19 protein-coding genes are annotated in these 19,700 nt (G+C 60.3%); 10 read left to right on the top strand and 9 right to left on the bottom strand.

Annotation, left to right across the window (positions count from 1 at the left end):
- Positions 1-15: 15 nt before the first annotated feature.
- Together tsaE and EYC95_RS01630 are read right to left on the bottom strand one after the other, a co-directional pair.
- Positions 16-486: a tRNA (adenosine(37)-N6)-threonylcarbamoyltransferase complex ATPase subunit type 1 TsaE gene (gene tsaE, locus EYC95_RS01635; RefSeq protein ID WP_131058807.1), complete on the bottom strand. Its 471-nt coding sequence runs from the start codon at positions 484-486 to the stop codon at positions 16-18.
- Positions 474-1,973 (bottom strand): NAD(P)H-hydrate dehydratase, encoded by a 1,500-nt coding sequence (locus tag EYC95_RS01630; protein WP_131058806.1) that lies wholly within the window; start codon positions 1,971-1,973, stop codon positions 474-476. The genes tsaE and EYC95_RS01630 overlap by 13 nt, the downstream gene beginning before the upstream one ends.
- Before the next feature lie 63 nt (positions 1,974-2,036).
- On the opposite strand from EYC95_RS01630, the gene queG reads away from it, so the two are divergent.
- Complete coding sequence (queG, locus tag EYC95_RS01625) at positions 2,037-3,101, top strand: tRNA epoxyqueuosine(34) reductase QueG (RefSeq protein WP_131058805.1); 1,065 nt, start codon at positions 2,037-2,039, stop codon at positions 3,099-3,101.
- A gap of 115 nt (positions 3,102-3,216) precedes the next feature.
- Here the strand turns inward: queG and EYC95_RS01620 are convergent, their stop codons facing one another.
- Positions 3,217-3,828 (bottom strand): trimeric intracellular cation channel family protein, encoded by a 612-nt coding sequence (locus EYC95_RS01620; RefSeq protein WP_007945604.1) that lies wholly within the window; start codon positions 3,826-3,828, stop codon positions 3,217-3,219.
- A gap of 178 nt (positions 3,829-4,006) precedes the next feature.
- Positions 4,007-4,549, bottom strand: a complete 543-nt coding sequence (gene orn, locus EYC95_RS01615) for an oligoribonuclease (protein WP_008153265.1) — start codon at positions 4,547-4,549, stop codon at positions 4,007-4,009.
- Between the two features lie 107 nt (positions 4,550-4,656).
- Here orn and rsgA point away from each other — a divergent pair, with 107 nt between their 5' ends.
- The 4 genes from rsgA to EYC95_RS01590 all read left to right on the top strand — a co-directional run bounded on the left by rsgA (position 4,657) and on the right by EYC95_RS01590 (position 7,755).
- The gene (gene rsgA / locus EYC95_RS01610) at positions 4,657-5,688 is read left to right on the top strand and encodes a small ribosomal subunit biogenesis GTPase RsgA (RefSeq protein ID WP_010464204.1); all 1,032 of its coding nucleotides are present in this window, start codon (positions 4,657-4,659) and stop codon (positions 5,686-5,688) included.
- 211 nt (positions 5,689-5,899) lie between these two features.
- Positions 5,900-6,307: a TIR domain-containing protein gene (locus tag EYC95_RS01600; protein ID WP_131058803.1), complete on the top strand. Its 408-nt coding sequence runs from the start codon at positions 5,900-5,902 to the stop codon at positions 6,305-6,307.
- Positions 6,308-6,310: 3 nt separating this feature from the next.
- Positions 6,311-7,270: a caspase family protein gene (locus tag EYC95_RS01595; protein WP_131058802.1), complete on the top strand. Its 960-nt coding sequence runs from the start codon at positions 6,311-6,313 to the stop codon at positions 7,268-7,270.
- Positions 7,270-7,755 carry a toll/interleukin-1 receptor domain-containing protein gene (locus EYC95_RS01590; protein ID WP_131058801.1) on the top strand — a complete coding sequence of 162 codons (486 nt, stop codon included), beginning with the start codon at positions 7,270-7,272 and terminating at the stop codon, positions 7,753-7,755. The genes EYC95_RS01595 and EYC95_RS01590 overlap by 1 nt, the downstream gene beginning before the upstream one ends.
- 43 nt (positions 7,756-7,798) lie before the next feature.
- Here EYC95_RS01590 and motB read toward each other — a convergent pair whose 3' ends face one another.
- Together motB and motA are read right to left on the bottom strand one after the other, a co-directional pair.
- Entirely contained in the window at positions 7,799-8,833 is a 1,035-nt protein-coding gene (motB, locus tag EYC95_RS01585) for a flagellar motor protein MotB (RefSeq protein WP_131058800.1), read from the bottom strand.
- A gap of 3 nt (positions 8,834-8,836) precedes the next feature.
- Positions 8,837-9,688 carry a flagellar motor stator protein MotA gene (gene motA / locus EYC95_RS01580; protein WP_131058799.1) on the bottom strand — a complete coding sequence of 284 codons (852 nt, stop codon included), beginning with the start codon at positions 9,686-9,688 and terminating at the stop codon, positions 8,837-8,839.
- A gap of 166 nt (positions 9,689-9,854) precedes the next feature.
- Between motA and EYC95_RS01575 the strand changes: the two genes are divergently transcribed.
- Genes EYC95_RS01575 through asd form a run of 3 tightly spaced genes read left to right on the top strand, consistent with a single transcriptional unit; the run spans position 9,855 to position 13,131 of the window.
- Positions 9,855-11,393, top strand: a complete 1,539-nt coding sequence (locus tag EYC95_RS01575) for an HDOD domain-containing protein (protein WP_131058798.1) — start codon at positions 9,855-9,857, stop codon at positions 11,391-11,393.
- Between the two features lie 43 nt (positions 11,394-11,436).
- Complete coding sequence (locus EYC95_RS01570; protein WP_131058797.1) at positions 11,437-12,252, top strand: rhodanese-like domain-containing protein; 816 nt, start codon at positions 11,437-11,439, stop codon at positions 12,250-12,252.
- A gap of 18 nt (positions 12,253-12,270) precedes the next feature.
- Positions 12,271-13,131 carry an archaetidylserine decarboxylase gene (gene asd, locus EYC95_RS01565; RefSeq protein ID WP_131058796.1) on the top strand — a complete coding sequence of 287 codons (861 nt, stop codon included), beginning with the start codon at positions 12,271-12,273 and terminating at the stop codon, positions 13,129-13,131.
- Positions 13,132-13,188: 57 nt separating this feature from the next.
- Here asd and EYC95_RS01560 read toward each other — a convergent pair whose 3' ends face one another.
- Positions 13,189-13,590: a lectin OAA gene (locus tag EYC95_RS01560; RefSeq protein ID WP_131058795.1), complete on the bottom strand. Its 402-nt coding sequence runs from the start codon at positions 13,588-13,590 to the stop codon at positions 13,189-13,191.
- A gap of 196 nt (positions 13,591-13,786) precedes the next feature.
- On the opposite strand from EYC95_RS01560, the gene EYC95_RS01555 reads away from it, so the two are divergent.
- On the top strand, positions 13,787-15,565 hold the full coding sequence (locus EYC95_RS01555) for a molecular chaperone (protein ID WP_131058794.1): 1,779 nt from the start codon (positions 13,787-13,789) through the stop codon (positions 15,563-15,565).
- 145 nt (positions 15,566-15,710) lie between these two features.
- Here EYC95_RS01555 and serB read toward each other — a convergent pair whose 3' ends face one another.
- Positions 15,711-16,925 (bottom strand): phosphoserine phosphatase SerB, encoded by a 1,215-nt coding sequence (gene serB / locus EYC95_RS01550; RefSeq protein ID WP_131058793.1) that lies wholly within the window; start codon positions 16,923-16,925, stop codon positions 15,711-15,713.
- A 135-nt stretch (positions 16,926-17,060) separates the two neighbouring features.
- Here serB and EYC95_RS01545 point away from each other — a divergent pair, with 135 nt between their 5' ends.
- Positions 17,061-18,593, top strand: a complete 1,533-nt coding sequence (locus tag EYC95_RS01545) for an AhpA/YtjB family protein (protein WP_131058792.1) — start codon at positions 17,061-17,063, stop codon at positions 18,591-18,593.
- A gap of 249 nt (positions 18,594-18,842) precedes the next feature.
- Here the strand turns inward: EYC95_RS01545 and EYC95_RS01540 are convergent, their stop codons facing one another.
- Positions 18,843-19,556 (bottom strand): membrane integrity-associated transporter subunit PqiC, encoded by a 714-nt coding sequence (locus EYC95_RS01540; protein WP_131058791.1) that lies wholly within the window; start codon positions 19,554-19,556, stop codon positions 18,843-18,845.
- Positions 19,557-19,700 lie beyond the last annotated feature (144 nt).

Raw genomic sequence — 19,700 nt, 5'->3', positions numbered from 1 at the left:
ACCTGACCCCATCATTTAATTGGTTTCCAATGCCAAAGCGGCACACCAGGACTCGCCGCGCGAGCCTTGGAACAAAATTTTCAGCGAACGCCCGCTGTCTTGCGGGCTAATGGTAATGGTCAGGTCGGGCTTTGGCAAAAAGCCTGCACCCTTGCGGGGCCATTCGATCAGGCATAACGCGTCGTCTTCGAAGTAGTCGCGGATGCCGAGGTACTCCAGCTCTTCAGGATCGACCAGTCGATACAGGTCGAAATGGAAAGCCCGAATGTCGCCGATCTCGTAAGGTTCGACCAGGGTAAACGTCGGGCTCTTTACCGCCCCGACATGCCCCAGGCCACGGATGATGCCCCGTGACAGCGTGGTTTTCCCCGCTCCCAGATCACCTTCAAGAAAAATCAGACCGTGCCCTTGGGTGGTTTGTGCGATACGTGCGCCAAATGCGGTCATCGCCTCTTCATCGGCCAGGTACAGGGTTACTTCAGACACGGTGCTTGCTCCTCCAACAACTGACGAATGGCTGGGATCAGATCACTGGCCGCCAGCCCACGGCCCGATTTACCTTCTTGCGCGCCAGCATTGGCGTGCAGCCAGACCGCCAGGCAGGCCGCGTCGAACGCGTCCATGCCCTGGGCCAGCAACGCGCCGATCAGGCCGGCCAACACATCACCCAAACCGGCGGTGGCCATGGCCGGATGGCCCTGATGACACAACGAGAGGCGCCCATCGGGGCTGGCGATGAGACTGCCGGCGCCCTTGAGAATCACAATAGCTGTATATTTTTTGCTCAATGCGTGAGCGGCGGCCGGACGGTCAGCCTGAACTTCGGCAGTGCTTATCCCCAGCAACCGCGCCGCTTCACCCGGATGCGGCGTGATCACGCAGTCCTTGGGCAAGCTCACGTGCCTTGAAGCCAGCAAATTCAGCGCATCGGCGTCCCACACTTGTGGCAGCGGCGCATTGGCCGCCGCCGACAACAGACTGCGACCCCAGGAAGCCTGACCCAGGCCCGGGCCGACCACCAGTACGGAAACCTTTTGAAGCAGTTCCATCAGTTGATTGGCCGACGAAGTCCCCAACACCATCGCTTCAGGAATTCTCGCCAACGCCGCCGGAACATGTTCACTGCGCGTGGCCACCGATACCATGCCCGCACCACTGCGCAGGGCACTTTGAGCACTCAGCAGAATGGCACCGCCAAACCCCCGATCACCGCCAATCAGCAATACATGGCCGAATTTGCCTTTATGGGCGGTTGGCGCTCGACCCGCCAGACGCGGCAAATTGCCGGCCGTCAGGCGACGTACATCAACGGCGACCCCGTTAAACGACTCGGCGCTGGCTTGCAGATCGTTGAACACCAGCTCGCCGACCACATCCGCAGCGTCGCCCGTGAACAATCCCACCTTCAAGCCAATGAAAGTCACTGTCAGATCAGCGCGAACAGCCGTGCCGAGCAAGCGCCCCGTATCGGCGCACAAACCCGAAGGGATATCCACCGCCGCCACCGGCAGGCCACTGGCATTGATCGCGGTGATCACGCTGGCGTAGGGCTCTCGTACCTCCCCCGTCAAACCGGTGCCGAGCAGGGCGTCCAGTACGATACCGCGCAACTCTGACTGCATCGTGAAGGTTTGAACCGCGACGCCTTCGGACACCGCCTCGGCATGGGCCAGTGCCGCATCCCCCCGCAAATGCAGGGGATCACCGGCCGCCAGCACCCGCACATGCCAACCGGCACGCCGGGCCAGCACCGCCACCAGATAACCGTCGCCAGCGTTATTGCCGTGACCGGCCACCACGCTCAATTCATTCGCCGACGGCCACTGACGGACCAGCGCACGCCAGGTCGCCCGCGCTGCGCGCTGCATCAATTCGAAGCCCGGCGTACCGGCCGCGATCAGGTTCGCATCGAGGGCTCGCACGTGCGCGGCGCTGTACAGCGCGTCGGGTAAATCATCTTTAGTGTGCGTCATGCGTCTTCGGGCTCCGATGTCTGGCAGAATTATACGCACCTCAGCTCCGGTTTCTCTCGCCTCATGCCCGCTATTACCACAGACCTGCCCGCCCTCGCCCAATCCATCAAGGACTGGGGCCGCGAGCTGGGCTTTCAGCAAGTCGGCATCAGCGGCCTGGACCTGGCCGAGCATGAGCAGCACCTGGAGCGCTGGCTGGCGGCCGGCTACCACGGCGAAATGGACTACATGGGCACCCACGGCAGCAAACGCTCACACCCGGAAGAACTCGTCCCCGGTACCTTGCGCGTGGTTTCCCTGCGCATGGACTACCTGCCCGGCGATACCCAAATGGCGCAGTTGCTGGCCCAACCGGAAAAAGCCTACGTATCGCGTTATGCCTTGGGCCGCGATTACCACAAATTGATCCGTAAACGTGTGCAACACCTGGCAGAAAAAATTCAGGCGGTCATCGGGCCGTTCGGTTACCGCGCCTTCGTCGACAGCGCACCGGTGCTGGAAAAGGCCATTGCGGAAAAGGCCGGCCTGGGCTGGATCGGCAAAAACACCCTGGTCTTGAATCGCAAGGCCGGCAGTTACTTCTTCCTCAGCGAACTCTTTGTTGATCTGCCGCTGCCCGTAGACCCGCCGCATAGCACCGAACATTGCGGCCGCTGCACCGCGTGCCTCGACATCTGTCCGACCAACGCCTTCGTCGGCCCGTATGTACTGGACGCCCGGCGCTGCATTTCTTACCTGACCATCGAACTGAAAAGCGCGATCCCCGAAGACTTGCGCCCGCTGATCGGCAATCGGGTGTTCGGCTGCGATGACTGCCAGATTGTCTGCCCATGGAATCGCTTCGCCCGCCCGTCCGGCGAAAGCGACTTCAAGCCCCGGCACAACCTGGACAACGCCGAACTGGCTGAATTGTTCATGTGGGATGAGGACAAGTTCCTCAGCAGCACCGAAGGTTCACCGCTGCGTCGCGCGGGGTACGAACGCTGGCTGAGAAACCTGGCGGTAGGCCTGGGCAATGCGCCGTCGAGCATTCCTGTGCTGGAAGCGTTGAAGGCGCGCCGCGACTATCCGTCAGAGCTGGTTCGCGAACACGTCGAGTGGGCCCTGAAACAACACGGACTTCTGTAGCAGCTGCCGAAGGCTGCGTTCGAGGCCGCAGGACTCGCTTTGCAGGATTACGACTGCTGCGCAGCCGAACGCCGCCTCGCGCTGCTCGGCAACTGCTACAGGGACCGTGTATCGATCAGGCTTCGTCGTTATAGACGAACTTCGGCATTTCCCAATGGAAACGAATTGCCAGCAACCGCAGCAGAAAACCGCCAAACAGCGTGATCAAAATCGCCTGTTCACCGGGTAATTGCAGGTAAATGCAAAGCATGTAGCACCACGCCGCTGCGAACGAGACGCTGGCGTAGAGCTCGCGACGGAAGATCAGCGGGATGTCGTTGCAGAAGATGTCGCGCAGGATGCCGCCGAAAACCCCGGTGATCACGCCGCTGACCGACGCCACCAACATGCCGTGGCCCATTTCCAGGGCGGTCATGCAGCCGATCAGGGTGAATGCCACCAGACCCACGGCGTCGAGCACCAGAAACAGCGAGCGCAGGTGGCGCATCCAGCGTGCAGCGAAGACGGTGAACATCGCCGCGATCGAAGTCAGCACCAGGTATTCCGGGTGTTTGACCCAAGTCAGCGGATAGTGACCGAGCAGCACGTCACGCACCGAACCACCGCCGAGCGCCGTAATGCACGCGATCAGCACCACACCAAACCAGTCCATCCCGCGACGGCCGGCGGACAGGGCACCGGTCATGGCTTCGGCGGTGATGGCGATCAGGTAAAGCATCAGCAACATGGTGGCGGTCCTTGCAGGAAGGCGCGCAGTCTAGCCACTTCGGTGCGGCACCAAAAGAGGGCGTTCAAGCAGATAGACCGCATCGCGCCCTTCGCGGGCAAGCCTCGCTCCTACGGGTACTCGACTAACTGTAGGAGCGAGGCTTGCCCGCGAAGGGGCCAGAGCAGGCACCACGGAATCAGAACTTGATGAAATTCTTGCGGTAGTGCTGTAGCTCGGCGATCGATTCGCGGATATCGTCCAGGGCCAGGTGCGTGCTGCCCTTTTTGAAGCTGTCGCGCACATCGGGCGCCCAGCGTGCGGCCAACTCTTTCAGCGTCGAGACGTCGAGATTGCGGTAGTGGAAGAAGCTTTCCAGGGATTTCATGTGGGTATAAAGGAAGCGACGGTCCTGGCAGATGCTGTTGCCACAGATCGGCGACTTGCCCTTCGGCACCCACTTTTCCAGGAAGGCGATGGTTTCGGCTTCGGCTTCAGCCATGCTGATACGGCTGTCGCGCACCCGTTGGGTCAGCCCGGAGCCGCCGTGTTGACGGGTGTTCCACTCGTCCATGCCGGCGAGGATCTCGTCGCTGTGGTGGATAGCGATCACCGGACCTTCGGCCAAGGTGTTCAGGTCACTGTCGGTGACGATGGTGGCCATCTCGATGATGACGTCGGTATCAGGGTTCAGACCGGTCATTTCCAGGTCGATCCAGATCAGATTCTGCGGGTTTTGCATGAGTCGGCTCCTAGGCAATGCTGCGCAGTTTAGCCTAGGCCGGTGGCCGGGCGTGCTAAACTCGCGGCCGTTTTACCTAATCGCTGCATTCTTGATACGGAACACCCATGGCCAAACGCCAACTCAATCGTCGTCAAAACTGGCGCATCGAAAAGATTCAGGGCGAGCGCGCTGCCCGCGCCGCCAAACGCGAGTCCTCGGCTGTCGAGGCACTTGAGGGGGGCGACCTGGGTCCGGAACAGACCGGCCTGGTGATCGCGCACTTCGGTGTGCAGGTCGAAGTCGAAGCCCTTGAGGGCGAACTGGCCGGCGAAGTGTTCCGTTGTCACTTGCGCGCGAACCTGCCTGCGCTGGTGACCGGCGATCAGGTGGTCTGGCGTGCCGGCAACCAGGGCATCGGTGTGATCGTGGCGCAACTGCCGCGTAAAACCGAACTCTGCCGTCCGGACAGCCGTGGCCAGCTCAAGCCTGTAGCGGCCAACGTCGACATGATCGTCATCGTTTTCGCCCCGTTGCCTGAACCTCACGCGAACCTGATCGACCGTTATCTGGTTGCTGCAGAGCACGCCGGCATCCGGCCGCTGCTACTGCTCAACAAGTTCGACCTGATCGACGAGCAGAACGCCCCGGCGCTGAATGCCTTGCTGGCGGTTTACCGCACGCTGGGTTACCCGGTGCTGGAAGTCTCGGCGCACCACGGCAACGGCATGGAGCAACTGCAGAAGCAGCTGGACGGACGCATCAGCGTATTCGTCGGCCAGTCCGGCGTCGGCAAGTCCTCGCTGGTCAACAGCCTGCTGCCGGAAGTCGAAGCGCGGGTCGGTCCGTTATCCGAGTTGTCCGGCCAGGGCACTCACACCACCACCACCGCGCGGTTGTTCCACTTCCCCGGTGGCGGTGAGTTGATCGACTCCCCGGGTATCCGCGAATTCGGTCTGGGCCACGTCAGCCGTGCCGACGTCGAAGCCGGCTTCATCGAGTTCAACGACCTGATCGGCACCTGCCGCTTCCGCGACTGCAAGCACGACCGCGAGCCGGGTTGCGCCCTGCTCAAGGCCCTGGAAGAAGGTCGCGTACAGCAGCAACGGATGAACAGCTACCGCTCGATCATCGCCAGCCTGCCGGAAACCAGCTACTAAACAGATGCGCCAGCCGCTCCGATGCAGACGGGGCGGCTGGTTGTTCGTTGCGCCCTGCAAATCCCCCGCCGATTAAACGTCAGACATCTCTGTAGGGCATGTGCGCGGCTGCTTGAAGGATCCGTCTCTTTAACCGCGTAGCCCTTGTTGCGGCCATCCAAGTGCATACATTCAAGCCCTCTTCGCACTCCGGCGATACCGAGGGACATCCATGCAAACCTATCATTTATTCATCAGCCACTCGTGGAACTACTCCGATGCCCACGACAATCTGGTGAAGCTGCTGACCGCGCACCCAACGTTCACCTTCAAGAATTTCTCCGTACCGCCGCATAACCCGATCATCGGTGCCCAGACCGACAAACAGTTGGAGGAAGCCATCGAAAACAAGATCAGGCCTTGCTCGGCGGTACTGATCATGGCGGGGATGTATTCGACCTACAGCAAGTGGATCAACAAGGAAATCGAGATCGCCAAACGAATGGGCAAGGTGATCATTGCGGTCAAACCATTTGGTGCGGAGCGGATTTCTGCTGTAGTACGCCAGGCCGCACATGCCGAATGCGCCTGGAACACCAACAGCATCATCAGTGCCATTCGCACTCACGCGGCGGGTTGAACCATGCGCAAGGGATTGTTCATCGGGATCAACAACTACAACCATGTTTCCCAATTGAGTGGCTGCAACAACGATGCAATGGCCATGGCCTCGGTGCTGAAAACCGACGCCGACGGCGACCCGAATTTCAAGAATATCGTGCTGACCTCAGCCGAAGGTTACCTGGGCCGCGAGGTACTCGAAGGCCACATACAGGATTTGTTTTCCGGGGACTGTGATGTGGCCCTGTTGTATTTCGCCGGCCACGGCAATTTCGACACCGATACCGACGAAGGCATGCTGCTGCCCCAGGACTACAAGTCGGCCAAGGACGGGATCCGGCTCAGTGACATTCTGAACTGGGCCACCAAAGCGACGAAAATCAAAAACAAAGTCATCATTCTCGATTGCTGTCAGGGCGGCGCTGCCGGGGAAATGCGGGCCTTGCGTAGCGAAAGCAGTGTAATCGGCGAGGGCATGACCATTCTCACGGCCTGTAAAAAAGAACAAGCGGCAATGGAAGGTTCAGGTCACGGCGTCTTCACCGGGCTGCTGCTTCAGGCATTGCACGGTGGCGCCGCCAATATTCTGGGGAAAATCACTCCCGGCAGTCTCTATTCCTTTGTCGACAACGCGCTCGATGCCTGGGAACAGCGGCCGGTATTCAAGACCAATGTGTCGCAGTTCATTTCATTGCGTGAGGTCTCGCCACTGATCCCCAAGGAAATACTGCGCAAACTCCCCGACTGGTTCGCCGAGGCAGAATCGGTGTTTGCGCTCGACCCCAGCTACGAACCCACCGAAAAATCGTTCGACCCGGACCACGGCGAAGTCTTCGCCCAGCTGCAAAAGTGCAACAGACACAGCCTGATCGAACCGGTGGACGCCGAGCACATGTATTACGCCGCCCTGAACTCCACCGGTTGCCGCCTCACCGCCCTCGGCGCCTATTACCGCGAACTCGCGATCAAGGGACATTTCTAATGCCGGTATTTATCAGTTACCGCCACACCGACCGCGCCCAGGCAGTGGTCATCAATGCGCGCCTGAAACAGGCGAACATCAAAACCTATCTCGATGTGCTGGACACCGAATCCCAGCAAACCGACGACATTACTACCGTCATCACCCGCAACATTACCGAATGCACGCACTTGCTGGCGGTGGTCTCGCAGGAGACTGCCATGTCCTGGTGGGTGCCGTTCGAAATCGGTGAAGCGACCATTAGTGATCGAAGGATCTGCTCCTACAAGATCGGGGCCAGCGCGCTGCCGCTGTACCTCGATAAATGGCCGAAACTGAGCAACGATGTCGACCTCAGCTTTTTCATCGATGCCTACCGCAAGGAGTCCATGTCCAAACGTTCAATAGGAATGGAGTCCTTCAGCGAATCCGTCCGCGGCACCTACAAGAGTGATGCCGATCTATTCCACGACCAGCTCAAAAACCGCATCCGTCGCGGCTTCTGACAGGCACAAAAAAGCCGCGATCATCTCGCGGCTTTTTTGTGGATCACTGCTTCGGCGCTTCCGCCGGTTTCGGTGCCGGGTCTTCGAAGATATTCAGTCGCTCGCGAAGCTCATGGGCCGGCAGCGGTTGTTTATCCGCCGGCAATGCATTCGGATCGACTGGCGTGGCCGGCACTTCGCCCGGACCACCCTGCCCTTGCGTTGGCGCAGGTGTAGGACCCGGTTCAGCACCTTGCGAACCTTCGATGGCGCGCTGGGCCTTCTTGGTCAGCACCACAATGTCGATCCGGCGGTTGACCGGGTTGAACGGGTTCTCGCGGTCGAACAGCGCCGACGAGGCGTAACCGACCACCCGCGCCACTTGCTGATCCGGATAACTGCCAGCGACCAGCGCACGGCGGGCGGCGTTGGCACGGTTGGCCGAGAGTTCCCAGTTGCCGAAATCACCGGTGCCCGAATACGGCTTGGCATCGGTATGACCGCTGATGCTGATCTTGTTCGGCACCGCTTTGATGGTGTCGGCCATGGCCAGCAAGATGTCTTCGAAATACGGTTTCAGACGCGCTGAGCCTGAGTCGAACATCGGCCGGTTTTCCGCGTCCATGATCTGGATGCGCAAGCCGTCCTGAGTGATCTCGAACAGGATCTGGTCCTTGAATTTTTGCAGCTGCGGGTTCTCATCGACCTTGTTCTGCAATTCTTGCAGCAACAGTTCCAGGCGTTCTTTCTCGACCTGTTCGGCCATGCCTTCAACCTGCTCGGTGTCGATAGTCACCTTGTCTGGCTGCGGCTGAGATTTCACCTCGGGGTTGAGGGTGTTCTCCGGCGCCAGGGTCGGCGAGCCGCCCAAGTCAATGATGTACGGCGTGCCGCTTTCGGTAAAGCCGACCGGGTCCTTGAAGTAACCGGCGATGGCGATCTTCTGTTCCGGTGTTGCGGTGGACAGCAGCCACAGCACCAGGAAGAACGCCATCATCGCCGTCGCGAAGTCCGCGAAGGCGATTTTCCAGGCGCCCCCGTGATGCCCGCCGGCGATGCGCTTGACGCGCTTGATGATTATCGGCTGGTTATTTTCCATGACTTAGCGACCGCGAACCGCTTGTTCCAGCTCAGCAAAGCTAGGACGGTGCGCCGGGTACAGCACCTTGCGGCCGAACTCTACCGCCAGCGACGGCGGCATGCCGGAAGCGGAAGCGACCAGCGAGGCCTTGATGGCTTCGTAGACGTTCAGTTCTTCCTTGGCATCGTGGGCCAGGGAAGTGGCCAATGGGCCGAAGAAGCCGTATGCCGCGAGAATACCGAAGAAGGTACCGACGAGTGCCGCGCCCACGTGCAGACCGATGGAGGCCTGGTCGCCCTCACCCAGGGAAGCCATGGTCACCACGATACCGAGTACCGCCGCGACGATACCGAAACCGGGCATGGCGTCGGCAATACCATTCACCGCGTGGGACGGATGCTCGAGGTCTTCCTTGAGGCTGTACAGCTCCATGTCGAACAGGCCTTCAAGCTCATGGGGAGCCATGTTGCCGGAGGACATGATGCGCAGGTAATCGCAGATGAACGCGGTCATGCGTTCATCTTTGAGCACGACCGGGTACTTGGCAAAAATCGGGCTCGCAGCGGCATCTTCGATGTCGCCTTCGATGGCCATCATGCCTTCGCGGCGGCTCTTGTTGAGGATCTCGTAGACCAGGCCCAGCACTTCCAGATAGAACGTGTGGCTGAAGCGCGAACTGAACATGCCCAAGGATTTCTTGAGCACGTGCATCGTCATGTAACCGGGGTTGGCCTGCAGGAATGCGCCAAGGGCCGCGCCACCGATAATCATCACCTCAAAAGGCTGGATGAGGGCGGCAATTTTGCCGTGGGAAAGCACGTATCCGCCGAGCACGCTCGCGAATACGACGATGATGCCGATAATTTTAGCCATAGGTAGGAGAGCACTTACTGAGTCGGGTTCAAGGTCATATTCGGAAGTTAAAAAATCTCTTCTTCTACTTATCGGCAAAACTGCGCCAGACTATAGCCAGTTCAGGCGAAAAGCCAATTTGGCCCGCTCCGGGCATAGGTAATGCAGACGATGATCGCGTCCAACCATGGCTAACGAAACGAACGTTCCAATTCCAAAACCGACCACTCTCGAAGGCTGGGTCAAGCTGCTCGATGGCGTGCGCCTGCCCGTTCCGCAAGCCAGTCACGACCGTGTCTGCAAGGCCCTCGCCGATAACCGCAGTTCACTTCGCGACATTGCCGAACTGTTGCAAGACAGCCCGGCCCTGGCCTTGAGCGTGATTCGCGAAGCCAATCGCCACACCCACGGCAGCATGACCGAACCGGCTGAAAACCTTGAGGTGGCCATCAATCGCCTCGGGTTGAAACGCACCGAAGAATTGCTCGCCCGGTTGCCAGCCGAACCCCAATCACACATACCAGTGGCGTTGCGTCAGTTGCAGTTGATCAGCCAGCATGCGACCCAACAGGCCAACGGCTTTTTCGCCGGTCGCCTGGCGCGGCTCTGGCAGGACATCCACTGGGGCAGCCTGCTGTTTCTCTCGCCGCTGTGGCCGATGGCGTTGACTCATCCGCAGTTGCTCGAAGAGTGGGAGCTGCGGGTCATTTATAAAGGCGAGTCAGCGCGCAAAGTCGAAAAGCAATTGTTCGGCGTTCGCCTGCTGGACATCTGTCAGGCACTGGTGGACATCTGGCGTCTGCCGATCTGGGTGCAGCAAGGTTATCGACTGCTACTCAACGAGCAGCGAGAACTGGTCAAAGTCCTGCGCATCGCCCGCGACAGCGAGCACCCTTTGCGCCAGCAAAACCGTCTCGATGACGATCCGACCCTGCGTCGCTGGCTCAATCAGCCGGCCAATACCGTGCTGCTGGCCAATGGTCTGGCCCTGTCGGCGCAACAAGCCTGGGACAGTCCGCACAGCGAGCGCTGGCAATACCTGACCAGCCTTTACCTGCAAATGCCGATGAACGACGTGCAGCAGCAATTGCATCAACAGGCCGTCAACAGCGCGCACCAGCACGCCATGCCGGACCTCTGGCACCCCGCTATATCGCTGATCTGGCCATCGGGCGTGAATCGCATTCACGCAGGTTTGCTGCCGGCGCCAGCGCCGACCACCGAAGACCTGACGGCGTGGCGTAAACAATGTGCCGAATTGCTGGTCGAGCCGAGCCGCTTCACCAATGCGATGCACTTGACCACCTCTGCCCGGGACGCGCTGGTCGCGTGCGGCATGCGTCGAGTGATGATTTTGATGGCCGACCGCACCCACGCCAATTTGCGTGCGCATCAAACGGCCGGGCTGGAGAAAGAAGCGGCAGGCCTGAACCTGGCGGTCAGCCAGAGCACCGTGCTGCAGCGTCTGCTCTCGCAACAGGCCCAAGTGCGATTAACCCCGGCCAACAACGCCCAGTTCTCGGCCCTGTTACCTGCCAACCTGCGCGCGCAATTTCGCGGCGAACATTTGCTGCTGCGCTCACTGGTCAATAATGGCCGGGTGATCATGGTCGTTGTAGCGGATCAGGGCGGCGGGCCATTTTCGGAAATCACCGTGCAAGCTTTCGGTAAAACCGCGCAGTGCATTGAAAAGGCACTCCATAGCTTTAGCCAACGCGGTCAATGAATGCTGCGCTACAATCCTCCCCTTTGTGCTCTGGAGACCTCACATGTCTGACTTCTCTGGCTTGGCGCTGGTCATCGAGCCGAGCGACTTGCTCCCGCGTCTCGAGTCCCGCGAACTGATTCTGGTGGACCTGACCAGCAGCGCCCGCTATGCCGAAGGGCATATTCCCGGCGCGCGCTTTGTCGACCCCAAACGAACGCAACTCGGTCAGGCACCTGCGCCGGGGCTGATGCCGCCGCAAGCGGCGCTCGAAGCGTTGTTCGGTGAGCTGGGACACAACCCCGATGCGGTCTACGTGGTGTACGACGACGAAGGTGGCGGTTGGGCCGGGCGCTTTATCTGGCTGCTCGATGTCATCGGCCACCGCAATTACCACTATATAGACGGTGGCCTGACGGCGTGGCTGGCAGAAGGCATGCCCATGTCGATCCAGATCCCGGCCCACGTTGGCGGCCCGGTTGCGCTGACCCTGCACGACGAACCCACCGCCACCCGCGAGTACCTGCAAAGCCGTCTCGGCGCCGCCGACCTGGCGGTATGGGACGCGCGCGGCCCGCTGGAGTATTCCGGCGAGAAGGTCCTGGCAGCCAAGGCCGGGCACATTCCCGGCGCGGTGAATTTCGAATGGACGGCCGGCATGGATAAGTCGCGCAACTTGCGCATCCGCACGGACATGCCGCAGATTCTCGACCAACTCGGCATCACCAAAGACAAAGAAATCATCACCCACTGCCAGACTCACCATCGCTCTGGCTTCACTTATCTGGTGGCCAAATCCCTCGGTTATCCGCGGGTCAAAGGCTACGCCGGCTCCTGGGGCGAATGGGGCAACCACCCCGATACGCCCGTAGAGATTTAAGGTTTTTAAGGACAGTTAATGAATAAGCGTTTGTTTATCCTCAGCCAATACCTGCTGCCTCACCACTTGCTCTCGCGACTGGCCGGCTGCATTGCCGAATGCCGCGTGCGCTGGTTCAAGAACGCCTTTACCGCCTGGTTCGCCAAGCGTTATCAGGTGGACATGTCCCAGGCGCTGGTCGAAGACCTGACAGCTTACGAGCACTTCAACGCATTCTTCACCCGAGCACTGAAAGACGGCGCTCGCCCGCTCGATGAAACTCCGGGCGCGATCCTCAGCCCGGCCGACGGTGCGGTCAGCCAACTCGGCCCGATCGAACACGGTCGCGTGTTCCAGGCCAAGGGGCACAGCTTCAGCGTGCTGGAATTGCTGGGCGGTGATGCCGCGAATGCTGCGCCGTTCATGGGTGGCGATTTCGCGACGATTTACCTGTCGCCGAAAGACTACCACCGCGTGCACATGCCTCTGGCTGGCACCCTGCGCGAGATGGTCTACATCCCGGGCCGGATTTTCTCGGTCAACCAGACCACCGCCGAAAACGTGCCGGAACTGTTTGCCCGCAACGAGCGTGTGGCGTGCATTTTCGACACCGAACGCGGGCCGATGGCCGTGGTGCTGGTGGGCGCGATGATCGTGGCCTCGATTGAAACCGTGTGGGCCGGGCTGGTGACGCCGCCGAAACGCGAGCTGAAAACCTTCCGTTACGACGAAGCCGCCCGTGCGCCGATCCATCTGGAAAAAGGTGCGGAACTGGGTCGCTTCAAGCTGGGTTCGACCGCTGTCGTGCTGTTCGGGCCGGATCAAGTGAAATGGGCTGAAGAGTTGGCGGCCGGTTCTCCGGTACAGATGGGCCAGGGCATGGGCCTGCCAAACGCCTGATTTGGCTGATCCGCCCCGTCGAACGTCTTCGAAGGGGCGGACATTTCGGTAGCGCCGTTACTCTATCTGTCCACGAAAGCCGATCGGCCCCTCGTTGGCGTAGGTATTGGTGCCACTGAGGTTTTTCCCTCCGTCATTGGAGGTGAAGCTCAACGCCACAACGTTCTGATTATCACGGCCGCCGATGACCCACTTGCCACCCGGATGCCATGGAGCGTCGTTGCCGCCCCACTGATTTTCCACGTTGTACTGGTTCTGGCCCGTGCGCTGAGCCTTGAAGCCAATGGGACCTTCACCCGCGTAAGTCATGGTGCCGGTGAAGCTCTTCCCGCCATCGCCCGATTTGATCTCGATCGCGACCACGTTCTGGTTATCCCGCGCGCCTAACACCCAGTCTCCGCCCGGATGCCAGGGTGCCGAACTGCCGCCCCATTGATTTGCCACTACGTATTTAGACATGAACCTCATCTCCTTGAAGTTACAAGAGACCTGCCCTGCGTAGGCAGCAGGCCGTACGACTGTGCGTATCCAGTCGCACGTGTGTCAGATTAGTAGTACACCCGAGCAGCACTCGGCTGACAGACAAACGGTAGACATCCGTAGGTGCTACAGTCAGGTCATTCACGCCCATTTCCCGGTTGGAGTTTTCCACGGCATGAATGAGACCAGTCCCCACCTGCTGCTACGTGCACCGATCCCGACGCAACTGCGCCTGTCGTTCTGTGAACCGACGCCACGCGACCTCAAGCGCTGGATCGCCAACCTGCCCAAAGCCAACATCGGCGAAACCGCCCGCTTGCTCTATCAAGGCTTGAGCGAACTCAACCAACTGCTCACCCCCAGCGACAATCGCCTGCAACTGCTCGAACTGTTGCGCCCCGAGGTGTATTACGTCTGCAAACACCTGGAACGGCATTTCCTGCATCAAGCGATTGTGCTCGACGAGCGTTCGCGCAAGATCGCCAACCTTTGCCAGGCACTGCAAAGTCACCTGGCGATTGGCTACAAACAGATCGTCGTGCGCATCACCCCGCGCTTCAGCAAGGATCGAGCCCCTCTGCTGACCCAGGCGCTGCAGCGGGCGATCCATTGCCTGAACGGCCCGCTGATTCGCTCTACTCAGTTGTATTGCCCGGTGCCGGAAGGCCTGTGGCTGGAGCTGCATCAGCTGTATCGGATCGCCTGCGCACACAAACTCCAGCATCTGAGCCTGCGCGATGAACTGGCCAGCCAGACGAAAACCCTGAGCATCGAACAGACTTACGTGACGGCCCTGCTGCTGGGCGCTTCCCGCTGCAATCAACTGCGCCAGAATCAGATTGCACGGCTCGCCGAGGTGCTGGAGCCCTGGAGCCAATGGATCAAGTTGCAATCCGGCCAACCTGCTGACGGATTGTTTGCCGTCGCGCCGGACCTCGACACCGGTCCGCGCTACCGTTCGAAGTTCAGGGCCGAGCAGCAGGCCGGTTTGCTGGGGATTGATCCGCAGCCACTGGTCGCCGCCATCGAAGCGCATTTGCAAGGCAATATCGGCACTCCGCCGCTGCCGGTACCGACCGGGCTCAGCCTGGATACACTGCAACACCTGCACGCCGCGTGGGGCCAGGCTGCCGAGCGCAGTTTTCAACGCACCGCTGGCCAAGGCACGCTGACCCTGTGCGTGGGCATGAGCGCGCTGCACTTCTATCTGGGCGGGCAACGTTCGTTCAGCGATATTCTGAAAAACCCCGGCACCCGCCTAGCGCAGTTTTCGGCAACGTCCCCGGCAGGCCGGGAGAGCGACCAATGGGGCCAGGCGTTCGACGCCGCTCCCCACGGCAGCGCCGATGCCTTGCTGCCCTACGAAGAGATTGAATACCCGCAACTTCAGAACAACGACGGCCACGAGGCGGCTGATAGCAATCGGCATTTTCCGACATACGCCCTGCCGGTCATCAATCACAGCCCCGGCGGCTATTGCCTTGCATGGCCTGGCGCAGTGCCGGCCGAGCTACAAGCTGGTGAAATGGTCGGAATCGAGGACTCCGCCAATCAGGGCTGGAGTATTGCAGTGGTGCGCTGGATTCGTCAGGTACGTGGCGGTGGTACGCAAATGGGGATCGAACAGGTCGCGCCTTACGCCGAGCCGTGCGGGCTGCAACTGGTGCGAACGCGGGACGACCACAGTCAATATTTGCGTGGCCTGTTGCTGCCGGAAATCAGCGCCATCGACCTGCCCGCTACGTTGCTCGCACCGCGCCTGCCCTTTCAGGAAGGCAGCAAAGTGCTGATCAACACCAACGGCCAGGAGCGCCGCGCCGGGCTGGATCGACGGGTGGCGAGTACCAACAGTTTTAATCAGTTTGCTTATCGCTCGCTGGAGGCGGCCAGAAACGACAACGCCGCAGTGAGCGGCGTTGAGGAGGATTTTGATTCGTTGTGGAAGTTGCTTTGAGGGTGAATCTGTAAGACCGTGGCGCCCCTTTCGCGGGCAAGCCTCGCTCCTACAGGTTCTGCGTCGTTCGCGCGATAGGTGTACGACACCAAACCTGTAGGAGCGAGGCTTGCCCGCGAAGAGGCTAGTTTAGTCAATACAAGACTCAGAGCTGCCCGTCACGATCCCGGAAGCCCAGCAGATACAGCACGCCATCCAGCCCAAGGGTGGAAATCGCCTGTTTGGCCGACTGTTTCACCAGCGGTTTGGCGCGGAACGCCACGCCCAGACCGGCAATCGCCAGCATCGGCAAATCGTTGGCACCGTCGCCGACCGCGATGGTCTGTTCCAGACGCAAGCCTTCCTTATGCGCCAGTTCTTTCAGCAGATCCGCCTTGCGCTGTGCATCAACAATCGGCTCGACCGCCACGCCGGTAACCTTGCCGTCGACCACTTCCAGTTCGTTGGCAAACACGTAGTCGATGCCCAACTTGGCCTGTAGTTGCTTGGCGAAGTAGGTGAAGCCGCCCGACAGGATCGCCGTTTTGTAGCCCAGACGCTTGAGTTCGGCGAACAGGGTTTCGGCGCCTTCGGTCAGACGCAATGAAGCACCGATCGAGTCCAGCACACTGACGTCCAGCCCCTTGAGCAAGGCCAGGCGTTCCTTGAAGCTCGCGCGGAAATCCAGTTCACCGGCCATCGCTCGCTCGGTGATTTCAGACACTTGGTCGCCCACGCCCGCTGCCTTGGCCAGTTCGTCGATGACTTCGGCCTCGATCAGCGTTGAGTCCATGTCAAACACCGCCAGGCGGCGGTTACGGCGGAACAGCGAATCTTCCTGGAAGGCGATGTCGACGTTCAGTTCCTGGGCGACGCTGAGGAACTCGGCCCGCAGCGCCTGCGGATCAGCCGCTTCGCCACGCACGGAAAACTCGATGCAGCCCTTGCCTTTGTCGGCCGGGGTGTCCAGCGGCATACGCCCGGACAAGCGATCGATGTGATCGATGTTCAGGCCATATTTGGCGGTGATCGAACTCACGGCCTGCAATTGCCCGGCGGTCACTTTGCGGGTCAACAGCGTCACGATGTGGCGTTTTTTACCCTGGTTACCGACCCACTGCTGGTAATCCTGTTCGGATACCGGCGTGAAACGCACCTGCTGATCGAGCTCGTAACCCTTGAACAGGATGTCCTTGAGCACCGACTTGCCTTGCTCGGTATCAGGAATTTCAACCAGGATGCCGAACGACAGGGTGTCGTGGATCACCGCCTGACCGATGTCGAGAATGTTCACACCACCCTGGGCCAGAACGCCGGTAATGGCCGCAGTCAGACCCGGACGGTCGACTCCCGTGATGTTTATCAGGACGATTTCGCGCAAGGCGCACCCCCGCAAGTGGAAAAAAACCGCATTCTACCCACTTTCAGTGACCATCGGGCACCGTCAGCGCTTTGCCGGTCTAGGGCCTGTCGCTATACTGCGCGTCAACTTCACGGACAAAAGAGCCGAGCTCAAGTGAACCGGCCCACGCCAGTAAAAACCGATAACTTCTTTCTGCTGATCTTCCGTGCACTGCGCCATCGCCGTGTACCGATTGCATTGCGCATCGCTAGCCATAACGTGATCCTGGTCGCTCTGGCCCTGGTGATCTACGCCTGCGTGATGGGTTTGCAGTTCAAGCAGGCCATGCACGAGCAGGCCGATGCGCTGGGCGAAAGCCTGACCACGCAGACCGCCACCTCCGCCACGGAGCTGTTGGTGTCCAACGACATCCTCAGCCTCAACGTGCTGCTCAACAACCTGACCAAAAACAAGTTGGTGGCCCACGCCGCCATCTATAGCGTGGATAACCGCATCCTCGCCGAAGCCGGTCAGCGTCCCAAGCACAGCCTGTTGGGCGAAGCCGAAGGCATGTACCAGAGCAAAATCACGTTCCAGGACGTGACGGCCGGGCAACTGCGCATCAGCCTGGACATGGATCAGTTCCAGCAGCCGATGACCATCAGCCTGCAAAGCATGGGCATTTTGAGTGCGATTCTGCTGGCCCTGTCCCTGGCCTTGAGCCTGCGCCTGGGTCGGCATATCTCCACGCCGCTGCTGCAACTGCGCGTGTGGCTGCGCAATATCGACGAATACACTCCGGCCACCGAGCGCCAGGATGAGATCGGCGACCTGGCCCGCCAGCTGCACGCCAATTTCGCGCCGGAGCCGGCCGAACCGGAACCTGTGCCCGAGCCGGAATACGACGAAAGCGAATACGAAGACGCCGACGATAAAGAGCCGACCTTCGAAGTGCGCAACCTGCGTGATCCGAGCTTTGACGAAACCAAGCCTGTGGCCGGCCTCAAGCCTGCGCTGCGGCGCAGTGTCAGCACCGTTGAAGACGACGATGACGATGATGCGTTTGCCGATTTGCGTGATGAATCGGCCGACGCTGCGCCTAAACCGGTAGCAAAACAGGTGATCTCGAACGTGCCACAGCACAGCGCGGTGCTGGCCGTGCAACTGGGCGCTCAGGATCAACTGCGTCGTCTGCCCCGAGCGCGCCTGGAAGAACTGCTGAAACGCTATCGCGATTGCCTCGACCAGGCCGCGTCGCTCTATGAGGGCGAACTGCATAGCCTCAACGATGGCAGCACGCTGATGGTGTTCCACACCGAAGACAGCGGCGACGACTACCTGACCAACGCGATCTGCTGTGGTGAGCTGTTGCGTGCGCTGGGCCATCAATTGCAGATCGAAGTCGCGGACAGCGGCATCACCCTGCAATTGCAGTTGGGCCTGACACTGGGGGACGAGTTGTTCGGTATGAGCCAGATCGACCTGCTGCTGACCGAAGCCGCTCAGGACGCCCTGGCCTTGTCGCAACACAGCCGCAACCTGCTGCTGGTGGAGCGCAAGATCAGTGACGACGCGCTGATCCGCCAGCGTGCGCGGATCCGGCCGATTGCCAGCCCTGAGGGTGCTTGCTGTGTTGAGCGGTTGATGGAGCCTTATCCGTCGATGCTTGAGCGGCAACTGGCGCGGATGCATGAGCGTCGGGCCTAAATCTTAGCCCCGCAATAACGAAGCCCGCAGATGAGTGATTGTCTGCGGGCTTTTTGTTGCCTGGCCTGACGCCTTCGCGGGCAAGCCTCGCTCCTACAGGTCCTGCGTCGTTCGCGCGATAGGTGTACGACACAAAACCTGTAGGAGCGAGGCTTGCCCGCGAAGACGTCGGGACAAACAATGGAGATACAACCCGCAGAAACAACAAAGCCCGCATCACTGCGGGCTTTGCTTTGGATCAATCCAGGCTTAGAACCTGAACACTTCCATATCGGTCCGGATCGGCGAAGCCATCGGGATCTTCGGTTGCTTTTCCGCTTCCGCCGCCGGTGCCGCCGGCTTGGCTGCCGGCTTTTTCGGCGCTGCGGCGATCGGTGGTTGATTGGCCAGTGGCTTGAGCGCCGTCGACAGTTGCTCGGCCAGACGCTGCAGCAACACACCCTGAGCCTGAACCTGAGCCGCCGTGCCACCGGCATGCTGCTCTTGCAGGTGAATGATGCGGTTATCGCGAACCTGGCCACGACGGTCGATCAAACGCCATTGCGCATCCAGGATCGCCGGTTGCGATTCGCCCGAGTCCAGGCGAGTAATCGTCATCAGCACCTGGACATCCGGTGTAAAGCCAGTGGTCGCAGGCGCCAGCACAACGCGCTGGCTGTCCAGATGACCCGCTACCTGACGCAGCAATAGCTGATCGATGTCGGAAGACAAGCTACCCGCCCAACGACCGTCCAGCGATGCCAGCAGGCTGCCATCGGGCTGTCGCTGCAACAAGGTTTCGCGTTGCAGGTAATCCGCAACCGTTACCGGGCCCAGCAAAACCGCCATGCCCGCGCTTTGCGCAGGCTGAGCCGGACTTCCGCTGTCCAGCTGGTACAGCGACACCGGTTGGTGAACGCTGCAACCCGCCAGGCCAAGAACGCCGGCGAGCATCAAAATAAAAGGAAGGCGCAGAGCAGTCATCGTCCCATCCAGGTGGTTGCCACAAGGCTAACCACAGTGAAAATACTCAATAAATATGAAGAACGCTCGGCCACGCCGGCGCTTGAAAGGCCATATCATCCGTGAATATGCGTTCCGACTCCAGCGCCAATGCGTCGATCTACG

Origin of the sequence: Pseudomonas sp. BGI-2 (genome assembly GCF_004310295.1) — a bacterium.
In the GTDB taxonomy this organism is placed as follows: Bacteria; Pseudomonadota; Gammaproteobacteria; order Pseudomonadales; family Pseudomonadaceae; genus Aquipseudomonas.
This window is presented reverse-complemented; position numbering and strand designations above follow the sequence as displayed.

Coding starts and splice junctions, on each gene's coding strand:
- EYC95_RS01630 (WP_131058806.1), bottom strand. CDS start 1,973: ATGACGCACACTAAAGATGATTTACCCGACGCGCTGTACAGCGCCGCG.
- queG (WP_131058805.1), top strand. CDS start 2,037: ATGCCCGCTATTACCACAGACCTGCCCGCCCTCGCCCAATCCATCAAG.
- EYC95_RS01620 (WP_007945604.1), bottom strand. CDS start 3,828: ATGTTGCTGATGCTTTACCTGATCGCCATCACCGCCGAAGCCATGACC.
- orn (WP_008153265.1), bottom strand. CDS start 4,549: ATGCAAAACCCGCAGAATCTGATCTGGATCGACCTGGAAATGACCGGT.
- rsgA (WP_010464204.1), top strand. CDS start 4,657: ATGGCCAAACGCCAACTCAATCGTCGTCAAAACTGGCGCATCGAAAAG.
- EYC95_RS01600 (WP_131058803.1), top strand. CDS start 5,900: ATGCAAACCTATCATTTATTCATCAGCCACTCGTGGAACTACTCCGAT.
- EYC95_RS01595 (WP_131058802.1), top strand. CDS start 6,311: ATGCGCAAGGGATTGTTCATCGGGATCAACAACTACAACCATGTTTCC.
- EYC95_RS01590 (WP_131058801.1), top strand. CDS start 7,270: ATGCCGGTATTTATCAGTTACCGCCACACCGACCGCGCCCAGGCAGTG.
- motB (WP_131058800.1), bottom strand. CDS start 8,833: ATGGAAAATAACCAGCCGATAATCATCAAGCGCGTCAAGCGCATCGCC.
- motA (WP_131058799.1), bottom strand. CDS start 9,688: ATGGCTAAAATTATCGGCATCATCGTCGTATTCGCGAGCGTGCTCGGC.
- EYC95_RS01575 (WP_131058798.1), top strand. CDS start 9,855: ATGGCTAACGAAACGAACGTTCCAATTCCAAAACCGACCACTCTCGAA.
- EYC95_RS01570 (WP_131058797.1), top strand. CDS start 11,437: ATGTCTGACTTCTCTGGCTTGGCGCTGGTCATCGAGCCGAGCGACTTG.
- asd (WP_131058796.1), top strand. CDS start 12,271: ATGAATAAGCGTTTGTTTATCCTCAGCCAATACCTGCTGCCTCACCAC.
- EYC95_RS01560 (WP_131058795.1), bottom strand. CDS start 13,590: ATGTCTAAATACGTAGTGGCAAATCAATGGGGCGGCAGTTCGGCACCC.
- EYC95_RS01555 (WP_131058794.1), top strand. CDS start 13,787: ATGAATGAGACCAGTCCCCACCTGCTGCTACGTGCACCGATCCCGACG.
- EYC95_RS01540 (WP_131058791.1), bottom strand. CDS start 19,556: ATGACTGCTCTGCGCCTTCCTTTTATTTTGATGCTCGCCGGCGTTCTT.